Source organism: Nocardia sp. NPDC059764, assembly GCF_042732555.1.
In the GTDB taxonomy this organism is placed as follows: Bacteria; Actinomycetota; Actinomycetes; order Mycobacteriales; family Mycobacteriaceae; genus Nocardia.
Window position 1 is genome coordinate 1 of the sequence record NZ_JBHWHH010000143.1, and the last position, 18,240, is coordinate 18,240.

The window sequence follows — 18,240 nt, forward strand, 5'->3', positions numbered from 1 at the left end:
CCCCCGGACCGAAGTCCGGGGGTGCTTTTCAGGCTTTCGCGCCCCTGTTTCAGCTCAGCGCTGGGCGACCATGGTCGGGGTGATCGGGGACGGCAGCGCCGTCTCCCCCTCCAGGTACTTGTCCACCGCGGCGGCCGCCGCGCGGCCCTCGGCGATGGCCCACACGATCAGCGACTGACCGCGGCCCATGTCGCCGGCGACGAAGACGCCGGGCACCGTGGTGGCCCAGTCCTTGTCGCGCATGACATTGCCGCGCTGGTCGTAACCGACGCCCAGACCCTCGAGCAGGCCGTTCTTCTGCGGGCCGACGAAGCCCATGGCCAGCAGCACCAGGTCCGCCTCCAGGGTGAAGTCGGTGCCGTCGACCTTCTCGAAGCGGCCGTTGACCATCTTCACCTCATGCGCCTGCAGGCCGGTGACCTTGCCGTCGGCACCGACGAAACGCTCGGTGTTGACGGAGAACACGCGCTCGCCGCCCTCCTCGTGAGCCGAGGAGACGCGGTACATCAGCGGGTAGGTCGGCCACGGGGTCGAGGCGGCCCGCTCCTCCGGCGGACGCGGCATGATCTCGAACTGGTGGATCGACTCCGCGCCCTGACGGTGCGAGGTGCCCAGGCAGTCCGCGCCGGTGTCACCGCCACCGATGATGACGACCTTCTTGCCACGCGCGTTGATGCGCGGCAGGCCGTCCTCGTCGGTGATCCGGTCGCCCAGCTGCACGCGGTTGGCGAGCGGCAGGAACTCCATGGCCTGGTGGATGCCGTCCAGGTCGCGACCCGGGATCGGCAGGTCACGCGCGATGGTGGCGCCACCGGCCAGGACGACCGCGTCGAACTGCTTGCGCAGCTGCTCGGCGGTGATGTCCACGCCCACGTTCACGCCGGCCTTGAAGATGGTGCCCTCGGCCTCCATCTGCGCGACGCGGCGGTCGATGAAGCGCTTCTCCATCTTGAATTCCGGGATGCCGTAGCGCAGCAGGCCGCCGATGCGGTCGTCGCGCTCGAACACGGTCACGGTGTGACCGGCCCGGGTCAGCTGCTGGGCGGCGGCCAGGCCCGCGGGGCCGGAGCCGACGACCGCGATGCGCTTGCCGGTGAGACGGGTCGGGTAGACCGGGGTGACCCAGCCCTCGTCGAAACCGTTCTCGATGATCTCGACCTCGACCTGCTTGATGGTCACCGGATCCTGGTTGATGCCCAGGACGCAGGACGCCTCACACGGAGCCGGGCACAGGCGGCCGGTGAACTCCGGGAAGTTGTTGGTCGCGTGCAGCCGATCGAACGACTCCCTCCACGCGCCCTTGTACACCAGGTCGTTCCACTCGGGAATCAGGTTCCCGAGCGGACAGCCATTGTGGCAGAACGGGATACCGCAGTCCATGCAGCGGCTGGCCTGCTTCTGCAGGGTCTCGTGGGAGAACTTCTCCTCGTAGACCTCTTTCCAGTCCAGCAGTCGCAGCGGAACCGGACGGCGCTTGGGCAGTTCCCGGGAAGTGTGCTTCAGGAAGCCTTGTGCGTCACCCATTTACGAACTCCTGACTAATGCGCTGCGCGCACGGAACAACGATGGTGCTGCGTTGCACCGCAAAGGTGAGGTCAGCCACGAGCTGCCTCCATGATGGCTTCGTCCACGTTCCGGCCGGCCTTCTCGGCCTCGGAGATGGCGAGCAGGACCTTCTTGTAGTCGCGCGGCATGACCTTCACGAACTTGGTCACCTGCTGCGACCAGTCGCCCAGGATGCCTTCGGCGACAGCCGAACCGGTCTCGTCGCGGTGCTGCGCGACGATGTCGTGCACGATCTGCGCGTCGTCGGACGAGAGCTGCTCCAGGTCGACCAGCTCGGTATTGAGGTTGGCCTCGAAGGTGCCGTTCGGGTTGTACACGTAGGCGATACCACCCGACATGCCCGCGCCGAAGTTGCGGCCGGTCTCACCGAGGATGACCACGCGGCCACCGGTCATGTACTCACAGGCGTGGTCGCCCACACCCTCGACGACCGCGGTCGCGCCCGAGTTGCGGACGGCGAAGCGCTCGCCGGCCACACCGCGCAGGAAGGCCTGGCCGCTGGTGGCGCCGAACAGGATCACGTTGCCCGCGATGATGTTCTGCTCCGCGACGTAGGACTCCGGCGCGTCGTCGGACGGGCGCACCGTGATGCGGCCACCCGAAAGACCCTTGCCGACATAGTCGTTGGCGTCGCCGACCACCCGCAGGGTGATACCGGCCGGCACGAACGCACCGAACGAGTTACCGGCGGAACCGGTGAACGTGATGTCGATGGTGTTGTCCGGCAGGCCGACTCCGCCGTACAGCTTGGTCACCTCGTGGCCGAGCATGGTGCCGACGGTCCGGTTCACATTGGTGATCTTGGAGTCGAACTTGACCGGCTTGCCGCGCTCCAGGGCGTCGGCCGAACGCGCGATCAGCTCGTTGTCCAGCGCCCTGTCCAGACCGTGGTCCTGGTCCTTGGTGCGGCGGCGGTCCTGGAACATGAACGCGGTCTCGACGTCGTCCAGAATCGGCGACAGGTCGAGCTTGGCGGCCTTCCAGTGCGCCTTGGCGGCGGTGGTGTCGAGCAGGTCCACCCGGCCGATGGCCTCGTCCAGGGTCCGCAGACCCAGCGACGCCAGCAGCTCGCGGACTTCCTCGGCGACGTAGAGCATGAAGTTCTCGACGAACTCCGGCTTGCCGGTGAAACGCTCACGCAGAACCGGGTTCTGGGTCGCGACGCCGACCGGGCAGGTGTCGAGGTGGCAGACGCGCATCATGATGCAGCCCGAGACGACCAGCGGAGCGGTCGCGAAACCGTACTCCTCGGCGCCCAGCAGCGCGGCGATCATGACGTCGCGGCCGGTCTTCATCTGACCGTCGACCTGGACCACGATGCGGTCGCGCAGACCGTTGAGCAGCAGGGTCTGCTGGGTCTCGGCCAGGCCGAGCTCCCAGGGGCCACCCGCGTGCTTCAGCGAGGTCAGCGGCGACGCACCGGTACCACCGTCGTGGCCGGAGATGAGCACCACGTCGGCGTGCGCCTTCGAGACACCCGCGGCGACGGTGCCGACGCCCGGCTCCGCGACCAGCTTCACGTGAATCCGCGCCTGCGGGTTCGCGTTCTTCAGGTCGTGGATCAGCTGCGCCAGATCCTCGATCGAGTAGATGTCGTGGTGCGGCGGCGGCGAGATCAGGCCGACGCCCGGGGTGGAGTGCCGGACCTCGGCGACCCACGGGTACACCTTGTGCGCCGGAAGCTGGCCGCCCTCACCGGGCTTCGCGCCCTGCGCCATCTTGATCTGGATGTCGGTGCAGTTGGTCAGGTAGTGCGCGGTCACGCCGAAGCGGCCCGAGGCCACCTGCTTGATCGCGGAACGACGCCAGTCGCCGTTCTCCTCCGGCTCGAAGCGCGCCGGGTGCTCGCCGCCCTCACCGGAGTTCGAGCGACCGCCCAGGCGGTTCATGGCGATGGCCAGGGTCTCGTGCGCCTCGGCCGAGATGGAGCCGTAGCTCATCGCACCGGTCGAGAAGCGCTTCACGATCTCCGACGCCGGCTCGACCTCGTCGATCGAGATCGGGTTGCGGTGCTCGGACTTGAACTTGAACAGACCACGCAGCGAGGCGAGACGCTCCGACTGGTCGTCGACCAGCTTCGTGTACTCCTTGAAGACCTTGTACTGGCCCGAGCGGGTGGCGTGCTGCAGCTTGAACACCGTGTCCGGGTTGAACAGGTGGTACTCGCCCTCACGACGCCACTGGTACTCGCCGCCGATCTCGAGCTCGCGGTGCGCGCGCTCGTTGCGGTTCTCCAGGAACGCGATCCGGTGCCGCTGCGCGACCTCGTCGGCGATGTCGTCGAGGCCGATGCCGTCCAGCGGCGAACGCAGACCGGTGAAGTACTCGTCGACGAGCTCCTGCGCCAGGCCGACGACCTGGAACAGCTGCGCGCCACGGTAGGAGGCGATGGTGGAGATGCCCATCTTGGACATCACCTTCAGCACGCCCTTGCCGGCCGCCTTGTTGTAGTTGTAGACGGCCTTCTTGAAGTCGGCCGCGTGATCGCCGGTGCTGCCCGGGATCTGCAGCGCGCCGCGCTCCATCATGTCCTCGATGGACTCGAAGGCCATGTAGGGGTTGATGGCCGCCGCGCCGAAACCGACCAGCATGGCCATGTGGTGCACCTCGCGGGCGTCACCGGCCTCGATGACCAGGCCGACCTTGGTGCGGGTGCGTTCCCGGACCAGGTGGTGGTGCACCGCGGCGGTCAGCAGCAGCGACGGGATCGGGGCCAGCTTCTCGTTGGACTCACGGTCGGACAGCACGATGATGCGCGCGCCGCCGTCGATCGCCGCCGAGACCTGACGCTGCACGGCCTCGATGGCCTTGCGCAGCCCCTTGCCGCCCTTCTTGACCGGGTACAGGCCGTGCACGACGACCGAACGCAGGTCGGGACGGGAGCCGTCGTCATTGATGTGGACGAGCTTGTTGAGCTCGTCGTTGTCCAGGATCGGGTGCGTCAGGGTGATCTGACGACAGGACTCCGCGCCCGGGTTCAGCAGGTCGGCCTCCGGGCCCACCATGCTGCGCAACGAGGTGACGACCTCTTCGCGGATGGCGTCCAGCGGCGGGTTGGTGACCTGCGCGAAAAGCTGCGAGAAGTAGTCGAACAGCAGGCGCGGCCGCGAGGACAGCACCGCGATCGGGGTGTCGGTGCCCATCGAGCCGAGCGCCTCGCCACCGGTCTGCGCCATCGGCGAGATCAGGATGTTCAGTTCCTCGGTGGAGTATCCGAAGATCTGCTGGCGGATCAGCACGCGGTCGTGCGACATGTGCACGTGCGGGCGGGCGGGCAGGTCGCTCAGCTTGGTCGGGCCCTCGTCCAGCCACTGCTGGTACGGGAACTCGGCGGCCAGCGTCGACTTGACCTCGTCATCGGAGATGATGCGGCCCTGCTTGGTGTCGACCAGGAACATGTGGCCGGGCTGCAGGCGCTTCTTGTAGACGATCTTGGCCGGGTCGATGTCGAGCACGCCGACCTCGGAGGCCAGCACGACCAGGCCGTCCTCGGTGACCCAGATACGGCCGGGGCGCAGACCATTACGATCCAGCACCGCGCCGACGACCGAACCGTCGGTGAAGCACACCGAGGCCGGGCCGTCCCAAGGCTCCATGAGGAAGGAGTGGTAGCGGTAGAACGCGCGCTGCTCCGGGGTCATGGACTCGTGGCGCTCCCACGCCTCCGGAATCATCATGAGCACGGCGTGCGGCAGGCTGCGGCCACCCAGGTGCAGCAGCTCGAGCACCTCGTCGAAACGCGCGGTGTCCGAAGCGCCCGGGGTGCAGACCGGGAAGATCTTCTCCAGGCGGTTGTTGCCCTCGGAGTCGGTGCCGAACACGTCGGAGTTCAGCAGCGCCTCGCGGGCCCGCATCCAGTTCTCGTTACCGGAGACGGTGTTGATCTCACCGTTGTGGGCGACGCGCCGGAACGGGTGCGCCAGCGGCCACGACGGGAAGGTGTTGGTGGAGAAGCGCGAGTGCACGATGCCCAGCGCCGACTCGACCCGGTCGTCCTGCAGGTCCAGGTAGAACGCCCGCAGCTGCGGGGTGGTGAACATGCCCTTGTAGACGAAGGTCTCGCCGGACAGGCTCGGGAAGTACACCGACTCCTTGCCGGTCGCGCCCTCACCGGCACCCGACTTGCCGAGCTCGTGCTCGATGCGCTTGCGGATGACGTAGGCGCGGCGCTCCAGGTCCATGCCGGAGAGCTGCTCGGCGCCGCCCTTGGGGGAGGCGATGAAGATCTGCCGGAAGGTCGGCATGGCGTCGCGCGACAGCGCGCCCAGCGACGACTCGTCGATCGGGACCTCGCGCCAGCCGAGGACCTCGAGGCCCTCCTCGCGCACGATCTTCTCGACGCCGTACCCGGCGCGGGCGGCCTCGCGGCGTGCCTGCGGCAGGAAGCCGATGCCGGTCGCGTAGGAACCTTCGGCGGGGAGCTCGAAGTCGACCACGGCACGGAAGAACTTGTCCGGGAGCTGGATCAGGATGCCCGCGCCGTCACCCGAGTTGGGTTCGGCGCCGGCCGCACCACGGTGCTCCAGGTTCAGCAATGCCGTAATAGCCTTGTCGACGATGTCGCGGCTGCGGCGGCCGTGCATGTCGACGACGAATGCGACACCACAGGCGTCGTGTTCATTCGCCGGGTCATAGAGCCCGATGGGTCCAGGGGACCTGTGGCCAGGAAGTTGCGTCATGCCTCTGCCTTCACAAAAAACAGGCCTTCGAAGAATGCGGCCTTCGTCGAACGCCTCCGGTCTGGACTGCGTCCGGACGTTTCGGAGACCAGCGGCGCTGATGGTCACTCCGTGCAGTCAACTTTGCAGTTGTCCACCCGCTTCGATTACCTAGTCGGGTGCTCGGTGGTAACGGAACTCTTACGCGTTCGCTACACGCCGTGCCGTTCTCGCCCGCTAGGCTGAGCACCGATCGGGCCTCTGTCCGTATGGGGAGATACACCGAATTGTGTGGTTCGGCGTAAGAGCAAACGATAAGTCAGGACTGGAGCCCAACCAACTCAGGTAAGGCTAATTCCAGCTTCTAGCTGGGCTTCTACATCCGGTCCTCCAACACACGCGCGTTCTCCAGTGTAAAGCAGGGGTGCCCGTGCGTTTCAGTTGAGTTCACCACTGTGACGCACCCGCGCGAGGTCGACGGCCGGACGGTCCAGCGCAGCTCCAGACTGCCTCCCACCTGCAATGAATCAGATTTCCCCACAAGCGGATCCGGCAAACCGGGCGTTAGGCCGCTAACTTTCCGGACAAGTTCCGTCGCTCCGGCAACCGCCCGGGAGACATGGGCTCGCAACGTGCGGACCGTACGGAATTTTTCCTGAATGTGGGATTCAGCACACGTCCAGCAAACCGTAAATCTGTCTCCCGACTCGGTTTTCGGCGATATCCGAGACCGCACGCGGGTGATCAACACCACCTCAACGACCCGAAAAGAGTCGATGTGAGCCTGGCCACATCACACCCGCCGCGGTCGGTGTAACCGCCGGACGCCTGTCACGCTGAGACAACGAATCAGCGACAGTTTCGCTCTGCCGAACCACCTGGGACGTAGAGGATGTGAGCCTCCCATGACAGATCCCCACGTCCATTCCCCGGCCGGACCCGGCGACCTGCTGGTCTGGCTGGGTGGGGCGCAACCGCAGCTCACCGCCGGTCCCGAGCGTGCGGGCTACACCGTCACCGGTGCGGTGGTGGCCCTGTTCGCGGTCACCGCGGGAGGCATCACCGCCGCCGCGACCGGAGCCGCCGGCTGGTCCGCCCTCGGCGTCGTCGCCATCGCGCTGATCGCCACCCTGCTGGTCGGGGCGCTGTCCCGGGCCCTCGCCACCGCGGCCACGCCCGATCGGCGCGAGGACCGGCGGGCCGTCGCCGAATTCGCCGGGCGCATCGCCGTCGCGGTGCTGGCCGGGGTGGTGGTGGCCGAACTGGCCTGCACCCTCTTGTTCTCCGGCACCGTGCACCGGCTACTCGACGAGAACGCACAGCGCGCGGTGGAATCCGCGCCCGCCGTGGTCACCGCCCGCACCGACCTGGACCAGGCGAAAGCCGCGCGCGGCGCACTCGAGCAGCAGATCATCAAGGCGCAGAACGACGTCGGAATCGCGCTGAAGATCGCGCGCTGCGAGATCAACCCGGCGCAGGACTGCGACGGGATCCCCCGGACCGGCGTCCCCGGACGCGGTCCCGAGGAGCGCACCGCCAATCAGATGCTCGACGACGCGCGGAACCAGCTCACCGCCGAGCGGAACAAGGTGGCCGGGCTCGACGACAAGGTCACCGCGCAGGACAAGGCCCTCGCCGACGCCCGCAAGGCCGCCTATACCGACGGCGACCGCGGACTCGGGGCGCGCTGGGTGGCCGTGAACGACTACACCACAGGGCATTTCGGGGCGTTCGTCCTACGCGTCGCCGTAGCCCTGCTCCTGATCACTCTCGCCCTGCTGCCGCTGCTGCTGCGCTGGTGGCGCGGTGAGACGGCGTTCGACCGCAGCGTCGCGGTCAGCACCGAGACCGACCGGATCGACCAGGCCGCCGCCACCGCCATCGCCGTCAAACAGGCCGAGGTGCGGGTGGAGACCGAAAACCTGCGCGCGGAACAACAACTCACCGCCGCGCGGCTGGCCGCGCACGCCGACACCGCCATCGACCGGGAACGGCAGCGCACCCGCATCATCGCCGCCATCGGCAATTTCGAGATCGGCATCACCGAGCCCGCGCAGCGCGCCGTGGCCGAATTCGACTCCGCCACCAGACTGGAACTTCCGGCCGGGACCGCGGCCGGAGATCGAAAGGACAGCACCGTGTCCCAGGAGGGGATCGCGACACAGTCGCCGAACCTGCCCGCCCAGCTCACCTCGGGTGCGCTGGCCCCCCTGCCGTCCGGCGGCGCGCTCGCGCCCGCCGCGCCGGCGCCGCAGCCCGCCAAGGGGGGCGGGCTGGAACTGCCGATCATCGGCACGGTGCCGTTCACCGACACCGCCGCCCGCTGGATCCGGCCGCTGGTGCCGTCCTTCGTGGCCAATGCCATCGACACCGCCACGCATCCGCTGCGCACGGTGCGACAGGCCTTCGAGGAGGCCGAGGAGATCACCTTCACCCTGCGCCGCACGCGCAAGGTCACGGTGAACTCGGAGGATTCCGCGCAGCCGCAGCAGCACCAGCAGCAGATGTACGCGCAGCCCCAGCAGTACGGATACCTGCCGCAGGGCGCGCCCCAGCAGGTCTACGCGCAGCGGGTGGCCTCCACCGTGGTGGATCAGCCCTACGCCGCCTACCCGGGATACGCCCCGCTCCCCCAGGGTCATGTGGTGGACCCGGGTTACCCGCTGCCCCCGGCCCCCCAGCAGGATGCGCTGGCGGGTCGCCGCAACCCCGAACTCGACTACCGCGCCCGGCGCGAACTGCCGCCGGGCAAGGGCCAGGAGTAGCCCGCGGAAACGCGCTGTGGCCCGGAATGTTTCACGTTGAACACGGAAACATCCGGGCCACAGCCTTTTTCGACTACTCCGCCGCGGTCTTGCGGGTCGCCGCGCGGTAGGCGACGAACGCGGTCAGCAGCAGGATGACCGCCGTCGAGGTGGCAGCCAGATGGATGCCGCTGACGAACGCCGTGTGCGCCGAGTTCAACAGCTCCCCGGCCGCGGGTTCCGGTAGCGCCCGGGCGGTCTCGATGGCGCCGCCCAGAGACTCGCGCGCCGCGTCCGCCTGACCCGACGGCACGTGCGTCAAGTCCAGACCGCCGCGGAACGCCGCCATCACGGCGCTGCCCAGCACCGCCACACCCAGGGCGATACCCATCTCCATCGCGGTCTCCGAGATGGCGGCGGCATTGCCCGCGCGCGCCTCCGGAGCGGTGCTCACGATCATGTCGGCCGACACCGTCAGGGCCACACCCTCACCCAGTCCGATCAGCAGGAAGCCGACGATGAACGGGGTCACCGAACCCGAGGGATCGGTGGGCAACAGCCAGTACAGGCCCGCGCCGAGCGCGACCGTCGCCAGCGAGCCCGCGAGCACGGTCGCCGGACGCCAGTACCGGACCAGCCAGGCCGCGGCGAGCGCGCCCAGCATGGAACCGACCGTGCCCGGGATCAGCAGCAGTCCGGCCTCCAGCGGCGACTTGCCCAACACCAGCTGCAGATACTGCGACCCGAAGAACAGCACGCCGGCCAGCGCGAACACCGACAGCAGGTTGGTGAACACCGCGGCCCGGAAGGCGGGCAGCCGGAACAGGTCCAGGTCGATGAGCGGAGCCGACAGCCCGCGCTGACGACGCACGAACAACACGCCCGCCGTCACACCCACACCGGCGCTGATCAGCAGGTTCAGGCTCGGACCGTGGGCCGCGAACTCCTTGACCGCGTACACCACCGGGATCAGGGCCAGCATCGACAACCCGGCGCTCATCAGGTCGAATCGGCCCGGGTTGGGGTCGCGCGATTCCGGTACCAGGACCGGCGCCAGGACCAGCAGCAGCGCCATGACGGGCAGGTTCACCAGAAACACCGAGCCCCACCAGAAGTGCTCGAGCATCCAGCCGCCGAGCAGCGGGCCGAACGCCGCACCGGAGGCGGCCATCGCACCCCAGACCGAGATGGCCAGGGTGCGCTGACGGGCGTCGGCGAACATCGACCGGATCAGGCCCAGGGTGGCGGGCATCAGGGTCGCACCGGCGACGCCCTGCAGGACGCGGGCGGCGATGAGCATTTCGGGGCTGATCGCCCAGGCCGCGAGCGCCGAGGCGGCCGCGAATCCGGCCGCGCCGATGAGCAGCAGGCGCCGGCGGCCGATGCGGTCGCCGAGGGTGCCCATGGTGACCAGCAGGCCGGCCAGCACGAACGAGTAAACGTCGATGATCCAGAGCAGCTGCGGGGTGGTGGGCGCGAGGTGCGCGGTGATCGAGGGGACCGCCAGGTCGAGCACGGTGGCGTCGACGGCGATCAGCAGCAGCGCCAGGGCCAGCACGGCGAGCCCGGCCCAGTCCCGGGGGCGTGCCTTGGGCGCGGCGTGCGGGGTCACGGGCCGGTCGAGGGTCGAAGGAGTTCCGGAACGCGCGGTCGAGTGGGTGGTCATCAGCTTTCTCTCTCGGTTCTGAACCGTCCAGACGGTACAGTACCAGCCTGAACCGTCCAGCCGGTACAGTCAACCCCCGTGACCACCCGCGACCCCGCCGGCACCCGCGACCGGATCCTCGACGCGCTCGAGAACCTGCTGCTCGACAAGGGCCTGTCCCAGGTGACCCTGGAGAACGTCGCCGCCACCGCCGGCGTCTCCAAGGGCGGGCTGCTCTATCACTTCAAGAGCAAGGACGCGCTGCTCGCCGGACTGCTGCGCCGCGTCACCGAACGGGCCGACCAGCAGGTGCGCACCGCGATCGAACAGGGCCGATCGGTGGCCGAGTGGTATCTGCAAGCCCCACATCCCGACAACGAATCCGACGCCGTCGAACTCGCGCTGTACCGATCCATGCTCGCCGCCATGCGGACCGTCGACGCCCCGGCCGACGGCGTCCAGGCCGAGACCGACCGGGCCATCACCGAGGTGATGACCTCCTGGAAGACGGCCCTGGACAACGAGATCGACGACCCGGTGCGGGCCGAGATCGTGCGGCTGGTCGGCGACGGCGTCTACCTCCGCGCACTGATGGGAATGCCGGCGATCGAACCGGACATGTACCGCCAGGTCGTCGCCCGGCTCCTGGGGCCCGAGTCCGGATAGACTCGGGCCCGTGTTGCCGACCGCCGCCGACTCCGTCGGTTCGCCGACCGGCTCGGTGGGGGAACCGACTTCGACCGACCCGGCGGTTGTTCCGATTCGCCCGATGCAGTTCAGGGAACTGCTGGACCTGCCGTTCGCGCTGATCCAGGCCCGGATCACGATCCTGGCGGCCCTGCTCGGGGTGGCCTGGGTGGCCGCCGTGCTGGTGTCCGTCGCCGGCACCGCGGCCGCCGCCGCGATCACCGGTGATTCCGACCTCGGAACCTTCTGGGGCGCGCTGCTCACCAGCCTGCTGTGTGCTTGGGCGCTACGGTTTTTCGTGCGCGGGGTGACCGTGCCCGCCGGACTGGATGTCGTGTACCGCAGGCCGTCGACCTGGCGTGGCGTACTGCGGCGACTGCGCTCCGGAGCCGGACCGCTGCTCGCCTACCAGGTGATGTACACACTGATCGGGGTCGGCGTGCTGGCCGTGGGCACTCCCCTGATGTTCACCGCGCCGTTCGCGATCATCTGGCTGGCCTGGCTGCGCGGACGGCGATTCACGCTGGTGCCCGGCATCTTCGACGGTTCGATCGGCTACCGCGAGGCCGCCCGGCGGGCGAAACTGCTTGCGGGCGGGACGGAATGGCAGCTGGTCGGGCTGTGGCTGTACCTGCGCGCCCTGCTGCTGGTGCTGATCGTGCCGCTGCTGGCCTTGCCGCAGCTCATCACCGACTTCTCCGGCACCCACCGCTGGACGGTGACGGTGCTGGTCCTCTCGATCGCGCTGCTCGTGGTGGCGATCGGCGAACTGGTGGAATCCGCCACCCAGGTCGTCACCTACGTGGACCGGCGCTGCCGCCGCGAAGCCTGGGACATCCGGGTACCCACGGGAGGCGCCCGATGACCGAGCTTCCACACGCCGCACCTCCCGGGTATGCCGCTCCGCCCGAGCCCGCGCTGGGCCCGGCCGCCGCGCATCTGGCCGCGGCCGAGGAGGCCGCCCGGCGCGGGGACTTCGGGGTGGCGCTGCGCGAACGGTATCGCGCCGTTACCCGCGGCCTGGAGCAGCGCGGCATCCTCGACGAGGAGCGGGCGCGCACCGCGCGGGAGACGGCGCGGGCCGCCACCGCGGCGGTCCACGACGCCGGTGAACTGCCCTCGGCGGCACACAGTTTCGACGAGGTCGTCTACGGCGGCCGGTACGCCACCGAATCGGAGTACCGGCAGCTCGAACAGGCCGACCGGTTCTCGAGCGCGCCGCCGCCCAAGGCCGGGCCGGTCGAGATCACCGAGAAACGCAAGGTCCGCAAGACCAAAGCCGCCAAGGACAAACCCGCCCGCGAGCGCCCGGAACTGCCGGAGCTGCTGCGGGATTGGCGACTGTGGGCCGCGCTCGCCGCACTGCTGGCGGTCGTCGCGCTGGTGTACGCGCTCACCCACCTCGGGCACGCGCCCGCGCCGCCGCACCATCCGGACACGCCGCCGACGCATCAGCCGAACCCGAGCCGGGAACCGGACCGGCCGCCGAACTTCGGTGGCGGCGAGGACTCCGTCTTCGAACGGCTGCCGGGGTGGCTGGCCTTCGGCGGTCTGCAGTTCCTCATCGCCTGGGTCGCGGTGCTGTGGTGGCGCGGCCGTCGGCGCGGCGCGATCGTGCGCGAACCGCTGCCGGTCGAGGCCCCGGCTCAGGAACTGCTGGCCGGACAGGCCGGGCTGTACCGGAAATCCCGCGATCACGACCATGTGGCCGCCAAACTGCGGGCCGCGGCGCTGCGCCGATTGCGCCCCGTGCTCGGCGTCACCGCCGACACCCCGGCGGAACTGGTGGTCGGGGCGCTCGCCGTCCGCACCGGCGCGGACCCGGCCGTCCTCCGCGCCGCCCTCTACGACCCGGTCACCGACCGGGAGACCCTCGAACTCGTGGCGGCACAACTCGAATGGATCGAAGCGGAGGTCTTGTGACCAACCTGTCCAAGGACGTGGTGGACGCCCACCACGACGGCACCCCGGCGACCGACGGTCAGGCGCCGACCGCGCAGGACGCGCAACAGGCGCTGCTGGCCCTGCGCGCCGAGATCGGCAAGGCCGTGGTCGGCAACGATCATGCCGTCATGTTCCTGGTGCTGGCGCTGCTGTGCCGCGGCCACGTGCTGCTGGAAGGCGTTCCGGGCGTGGCCAAGACACTGCTGGTGCGGGCGCTGGCCACCGCGCTCGACCTGGAGCACGCCCGCATCCAGTTCACCCCCGACCTGATGCCCGGCGACGTCACCGGCTCCCAGATCTACGATCCGCACTCGGCCGAGTTCACCTTCCGCCGCGGCCCGGTGTTCACCAATCTGCTGCTGGCCGACGAGATCAACCGCACCCCGCCCAAGACCCAGTCCTCGCTACTGGAATCGATGGAGGAGCGCCAGGTTTCGGTGGACGGCGTGCCGCAGCCGCTGCCGGACCCGTTCGTGGTGGTCGCCACCCAGAACCCGATCGAGCAGGAGGGCACCTATCCGCTGCCGGAGGCGCAGCTGGACCGGTTCCTGTTCAAGGTCGACGTCCAATTGCCCGGGCGCGACGACGAATTCCGCATCCTGCAACGGCATGCCGCCGGCTTCGACCCCCGGGACCTGGCCGCGGCCGGGCTGCGGCCGGTGGCCGGTCCCGCGCACATCGCGGCCGCCCGCGCCGCGGTCGCCCAGGTCGCCATCAGCCCCGAGGTGCTCGCCTACACCGTGGACCTGTGCCGGGCCACCCGCACCTCCCCCGCCGTGGCGCACGGGGCGTCCACCCGCGGCGCGACCGCGCTGATGGCGGCCGCACGGGCCTTCGCCTGGTTGCACGGCCGCGGCTACGTCACCCCCGACGACGTGAAAGCCGTTGCGACGCCCGTGCTGCGGCATCGGCTGCACCTGCGGCCCGAGCACGAGGTGGAGGGCGTCACCGCCGAGGGCGTGCTGGCCTCGCTGCTGATGTCCGTCCCGGTTCCGGTGTAGCCGGTGGTCGTCACCGGCCGGCTGGCCGCCGCCGCGGTGCTCGCGGCCCTGTTCGTCACACTGGTACAACCGTCATGGCTCGGCGTCCTCAACGCCACCCTGGCGCTGGCCGCACTCATCGGTACCGATCTGATCGCCATGGGATCGCCCGGCGCGCTGGAGCTTTCCCGGGAACCGCTCACCACCGTGCGCACCGGCCGCAGCATCGAGGTGGAACTGGTGGTGCTGAATTCCGGGACCCGCCCGGTACGCGGAACACTGTGGGACGACTGGCCGCCCAGCGCGCGTGCCCGGCATCGCACGCATCCGCTGAACCTGCCGCCCAACACCAGGATTCGGCTGCGCACCGAACTCACCCCCGCCTATCACGGTGATCGGGTTGCGGGTCCGGTGACGCTGCGCCTGCTCGGACCGCTCGGCGTGGCCGGACGGCAGGTGCGCCGCGAAGTGCCCGCCCGGGTACGGGCGCTGCCGCCGTTCCACAGCGAGCGACTACTGGCCTCGAAGGTCAAGCAGTTGCAGCAGCTGGAAGGCCGCAACACCACCACGATTCGCGGCCAGGGCACCGAATTCGATTCGTTCCGTGAATATGTCGCGGGCGACGACGTGCGCACCATCGACTGGCGGGCCACCGCCCGCGCCAATGACGTGCTGGTCCGGACCTGGCGGCCGGAGCGCAACCGGCACGTGGTGATGCTGCTCGACACCGGACGGGTCAGCGCGGGCCGGGTCAGGGGCGGCACCCGCCTCGACGCCGCCATCGAGGCCGCCCTGCTGCTCGGCGGACTGGCCGCCGCCGGGGGGGACTCGGTGGACCTGCTGGCCTACGACCGGCGGCTGCGCACCGAGGTGCGCGGCGTCGGCGGAAAACGCCTGCAGCTGAAGCTGATGCACGCGCTCGCCGGACTCACCCCCGAGCTGGCCGACACCGACTATCGCGGCATGCTGCGCGCCACCCTGCAACGGGCCCGCCGCCGCAGCCTGGTGGTCTGGTTCACCCACCTCGACGCCGCCACCGTGCAGGAGGGCCTGCGGCCGGTGCTGCCGGTCCTGGCCGAACGGCACCGGGTGCTGGTGGTGTCGGTGACCGACCCGGAGGTGGCGGCCGCCGCCATCCACCGCACCGGCCTGACCGATCTCTACACGGCCGCGGCCGCCGAGAACGTGATCGCGGAGGAGGCCGTGGCCCGGGAGACCCTGCGCCGCGCGGGCGTCCGCGTCATCACCGCGCCACCGGACCTGCTGCCCGGCGCGCTGGCCGACGAATACCTCGAACTCAAACGGACCGGAGCGCTGTGACCGGCGAGGGTTGAGCGACCGGCTGCCGCGGCGGGAAGGACGGCGGCGGCAACTGCCGCCGCTGCCGCTCGGCCAGCACCGCGCCCAGGATCTGCAGCGGCGGATAGCCGTTCAGGGGCGCGGTGCGCAGGCTCGCGCACACCGAGACCACCAGCGCCCGGCCCAGCCCGTCCTGCACCTCGGGGGTCAGGGTGCGGAACCGCAGCAGATACTGCCGCACCGCGAACGCCTGGTCATCGGAGAGCCCTGACAGGTCCAGCTGCCGCGCCCAGCCCACCAGCCACGGCGGCGGCGCGGCCAGCGCGGCGAACGGCAGCCGGCTGCGGTCGTGCACCACCACGGTGCCCGCCAGCGCGTCCCCGACCCGGCGGCCCTGCGGCGAGCACAGCGACACCACGACGGCGATCAGACCGGTGCCCAGCGCCCAGAAGTCGACGATCCCGGCCAGGCCCCGGGTCACCGCGTGCTTGAAGTCGATGGGCCCGCCGTCGGCGCGCACGACCCGCAGCCCGACCGCCATCTTCCCGAGCGAACGCCCGCGGGTGAGGGTCTCGAACACCACCGGATAGCCGATGGCCGCGCACACCAGGGCCACCAGCATCGCCGCGTCCCGCCAGGCGGCGTCCGCGCCGATCCGCACCAGCACCATCCGGAACAGCAGGATCAGCATCACACCCAGCATGAACTGCACGATCAGGTCGAGCAGGAACGCCGCGGCGCGCGTCGGGATCCGCGCGATGGGCAGTTCGACGGCTACGGCCTCGCCGGTGGTGAAACGTGCTCTGCCCATGTGCCCTCCGCTTCGCTCCGGGCAGGTTCGCGGCCCCTGGTCCCGATTCTTCCCTCCTCCGCTCCTCCGCTTCGCTCCCCCGCTCCGTCCATCCAGAATCGGGACGGCCGCGAACTTTTGAACGTCGATCGGCGAGCAGGAATCGAGTGGTTAGCATTTTGTCAGCCGAAGCGCGGGAGGGGAACTCATGGATCTGGACGCGTACACCTTCGTTCACCGGCCTTCCTGGGATCGGCTGGATCGGCTGGCGTCGCGAAGCAAGCGGCTCAGCGGGGCGGAGGCCGACGAACTGGTGCGGCTGTACCGGGTGGCCTCACAGCAGCTGGCGCGGTTGCAGACCCGGGATGCCGATCCGGAGCTGATCGCCGGGCTGTCCGCGGTGCTGACCCGGGCGCGCGGACGGATCCTGAGCGCGCGCATCGATACTCCCCACGAGATCGGGTACTTCTTCACGCACCGCTTCCCGGCCGCCGTGTACCGGGCCTGGCCGTGGTGGCTGTCGGTGGCGGCGGTGTTCCTGCTCGGCGCGGCGGCGCTCGGCGCGGCGGTGGCCAATTCCGAGGCGACGCGGAAGCGTCTCGGGCTGAACATGGATACGGACGCCTTGACGAAGCCGGGCGGCGAATTCGAGACCTACTACTACGAGCACTCGCACGACGCGTTCGCCGCGAAGGTGTGGACCAACAACGCATGGGTGTCGGCCATGGCGCTGTTCATGGGGGTGCTGGTGCTGCCCGCGCTCTACCTGTTGTTCATGAACGCGCTGAACCTCGGCGTCAGTGCCGGGCTGATGGCGGAGGCGGGCCGGCTGGGACCGTTCTTCGGCTGGATCCTGCCGCACGGAATGCTCGAGCTCACAGCCATTTTCGTGGCCGGCGGGGCGGGTCTGAAGCTGGGCTGGACACTGATCGACCCGGGCCGGGAGAGCCGCCCGCAGGCATTGGCCCGGCAGGGGCGCGCCACGGCGGTGATCGCGCTGGGCCTGGCCGGGGTGCTGCTGGTGTCGGGGTTCCTGGAGGGTTTCGTGACGCCCAGCGGATGGCCCACGGCGGTGCGGGTCGGGATCGGGGCGGTGGCCGAACTCGGTTTCCTGGCCTACGTATTCGGACTCGGTCGCCCGGCGGCGAAAGAGATGGACGACACAGCGCGAGCGATGAACGACGCGGTGCGCGAGTCGGGCCCGGAGCACATCACGGGCAATTCGGTCGGGAACCATCCGGAACCGGCTGTGAGAGTGGCGACTTCGTAGTCGCGAGCACCGTTCGGATTGAGTTCCACTGGCCGCAGCGAGTCCGGCTCAGCTGCGGCCAGCGTTGCCGTTGACTCTACACAATCGTTATGGCTACGCAACCTCCGACTTGCCCACCGGGCGTATAACGCGACCAGGCGAAATGCACCCTCCCCGTGGGGAACCCGGCGCCATCGCTAATTCTCCGCATACCCGTTGCGGGCGGTCTGCGGAGGGCCTCGAAACTATCCCCCGCGGTTGCGTTTCAGGACCCGTTTCAACCCATTGCGCGCGATGCGTTCCGAACGCCGTCATCCGGTTTGCGGAAAACTCACAAATTCTCCGCTCACCACCGGTTCAACCCCCGTTAAGCTGGCGTTTCGTTGCAGCTCAGCATGATTGCCAAGCAGTCGCTTGGGGTCAAACAAACCTCAAGTTTGTTTCGAGTGGTTTTAGCTAAATGATCATCAGGCAACGCTGCACAGTAATCGGGCGCATACCCGAGGCGACATCCTCCGGCAAACGATTTTCACCCCTCGCGAGGCCCAGAAACGGCCTCTGGCAACGCCTCTCGAAACCCACCCCCGACAGGGTGTGCGACCTTCGTCACATCCATGGATTCCCGGATCGACCGGACTGACCGGACCGAGACCGGGTCCGGACAAAGAAGCGAGACCG

11 protein-coding genes are annotated in these 18,240 nt (G+C 69.3%); 7 read left to right on the forward strand and 4 right to left on the reverse strand.

Translation table 11 applies throughout. The features are described from left to right. Window positions 1-54: 54 nt before the first annotated feature. Complete coding sequence (locus ACFV4K_RS26355; protein ID WP_379278490.1) at window positions 55-1,524, reverse strand: glutamate synthase subunit beta; 1,470 nt, start codon at window positions 1,522-1,524, stop codon at window positions 55-57. A 71-nt stretch (window positions 1,525-1,595) separates the two neighbouring features. Further along, window positions 1,596-6,245 (reverse strand): glutamate synthase large subunit, encoded by a 4,650-nt coding sequence (gene gltB, locus ACFV4K_RS26360; protein WP_379278492.1) that lies wholly within the window; start codon window positions 6,243-6,245, stop codon window positions 1,596-1,598. 884 nt (window positions 6,246-7,129) lie between these two features. Between gltB and ACFV4K_RS26365 the strand changes: the two genes are divergently transcribed. Next, the gene (locus tag ACFV4K_RS26365) at window positions 7,130-8,989 is read left to right on the forward strand and encodes a DUF4407 domain-containing protein (RefSeq protein ID WP_379278494.1); all 1,860 of its coding nucleotides are present in this window, start codon (window positions 7,130-7,132) and stop codon (window positions 8,987-8,989) included. A 73-nt stretch (window positions 8,990-9,062) separates the two neighbouring features. Here ACFV4K_RS26365 and ACFV4K_RS26370 read toward each other — a convergent pair whose 3' ends face one another. Further along, a complete protein-coding gene (locus tag ACFV4K_RS26370; RefSeq protein ID WP_379278495.1) occupies window positions 9,063-10,634 on the reverse strand; it encodes an MFS transporter in 1,572 nt (523 codons plus the stop codon). A gap of 78 nt (window positions 10,635-10,712) precedes the next feature. Between ACFV4K_RS26370 and ACFV4K_RS26375 the strand changes: the two genes are divergently transcribed. From ACFV4K_RS26375 to ACFV4K_RS26395, 5 genes are all read left to right on the forward strand, one after another. After that, window positions 10,713-11,279: a TetR/AcrR family transcriptional regulator gene (locus ACFV4K_RS26375; RefSeq protein ID WP_379278497.1), complete on the forward strand. Its 567-nt coding sequence runs from the start codon at window positions 10,713-10,715 to the stop codon at window positions 11,277-11,279. A gap of 103 nt (window positions 11,280-11,382) precedes the next feature. Beyond that, the gene (locus tag ACFV4K_RS26380) at window positions 11,383-12,165 is read left to right on the forward strand and encodes a hypothetical protein (protein ID WP_379278498.1); all 783 of its coding nucleotides are present in this window, start codon (window positions 11,383-11,385) and stop codon (window positions 12,163-12,165) included. Next, window positions 12,162-13,223 (forward strand): DUF4129 domain-containing protein, encoded by a 1,062-nt coding sequence (locus ACFV4K_RS26385; RefSeq protein ID WP_379278500.1) that lies wholly within the window; start codon window positions 12,162-12,164, stop codon window positions 13,221-13,223. Before ACFV4K_RS26380 ends, ACFV4K_RS26385 begins: the two co-directional genes overlap by 4 nt. Further along, window positions 13,220-14,245, forward strand: a complete 1,026-nt coding sequence (locus tag ACFV4K_RS26390; RefSeq protein WP_379278501.1) for an AAA family ATPase — start codon at window positions 13,220-13,222, stop codon at window positions 14,243-14,245. The genes ACFV4K_RS26385 and ACFV4K_RS26390 overlap by 4 nt, the downstream gene beginning before the upstream one ends. Before the next feature lie 3 nt (window positions 14,246-14,248). After that, window positions 14,249-15,544 (forward strand): DUF58 domain-containing protein, encoded by a 1,296-nt coding sequence (locus ACFV4K_RS26395; RefSeq protein WP_379278503.1) that lies wholly within the window; start codon window positions 14,249-14,251, stop codon window positions 15,542-15,544. On the opposite strand, the gene ACFV4K_RS26400 is transcribed toward ACFV4K_RS26395, so the two are convergent. Next, window positions 15,522-16,334, reverse strand: a complete 813-nt coding sequence (locus ACFV4K_RS26400; protein ID WP_379278504.1) for an RDD family protein — start codon at window positions 16,332-16,334, stop codon at window positions 15,522-15,524. The two genes, ACFV4K_RS26395 and ACFV4K_RS26400, sit on opposite strands and share 23 nt — an antisense overlap. A 187-nt stretch (window positions 16,335-16,521) precedes the next feature. Here ACFV4K_RS26400 and ACFV4K_RS26405 point away from each other — a divergent pair, with 187 nt between their 5' ends. Further along, window positions 16,522-17,583, forward strand: a complete 1,062-nt coding sequence (locus ACFV4K_RS26405; RefSeq protein ID WP_379278506.1) for a stage II sporulation protein M — start codon at window positions 16,522-16,524, stop codon at window positions 17,581-17,583. The last annotated feature ends 657 nt before the right edge of the window (window positions 17,584-18,240 follow it).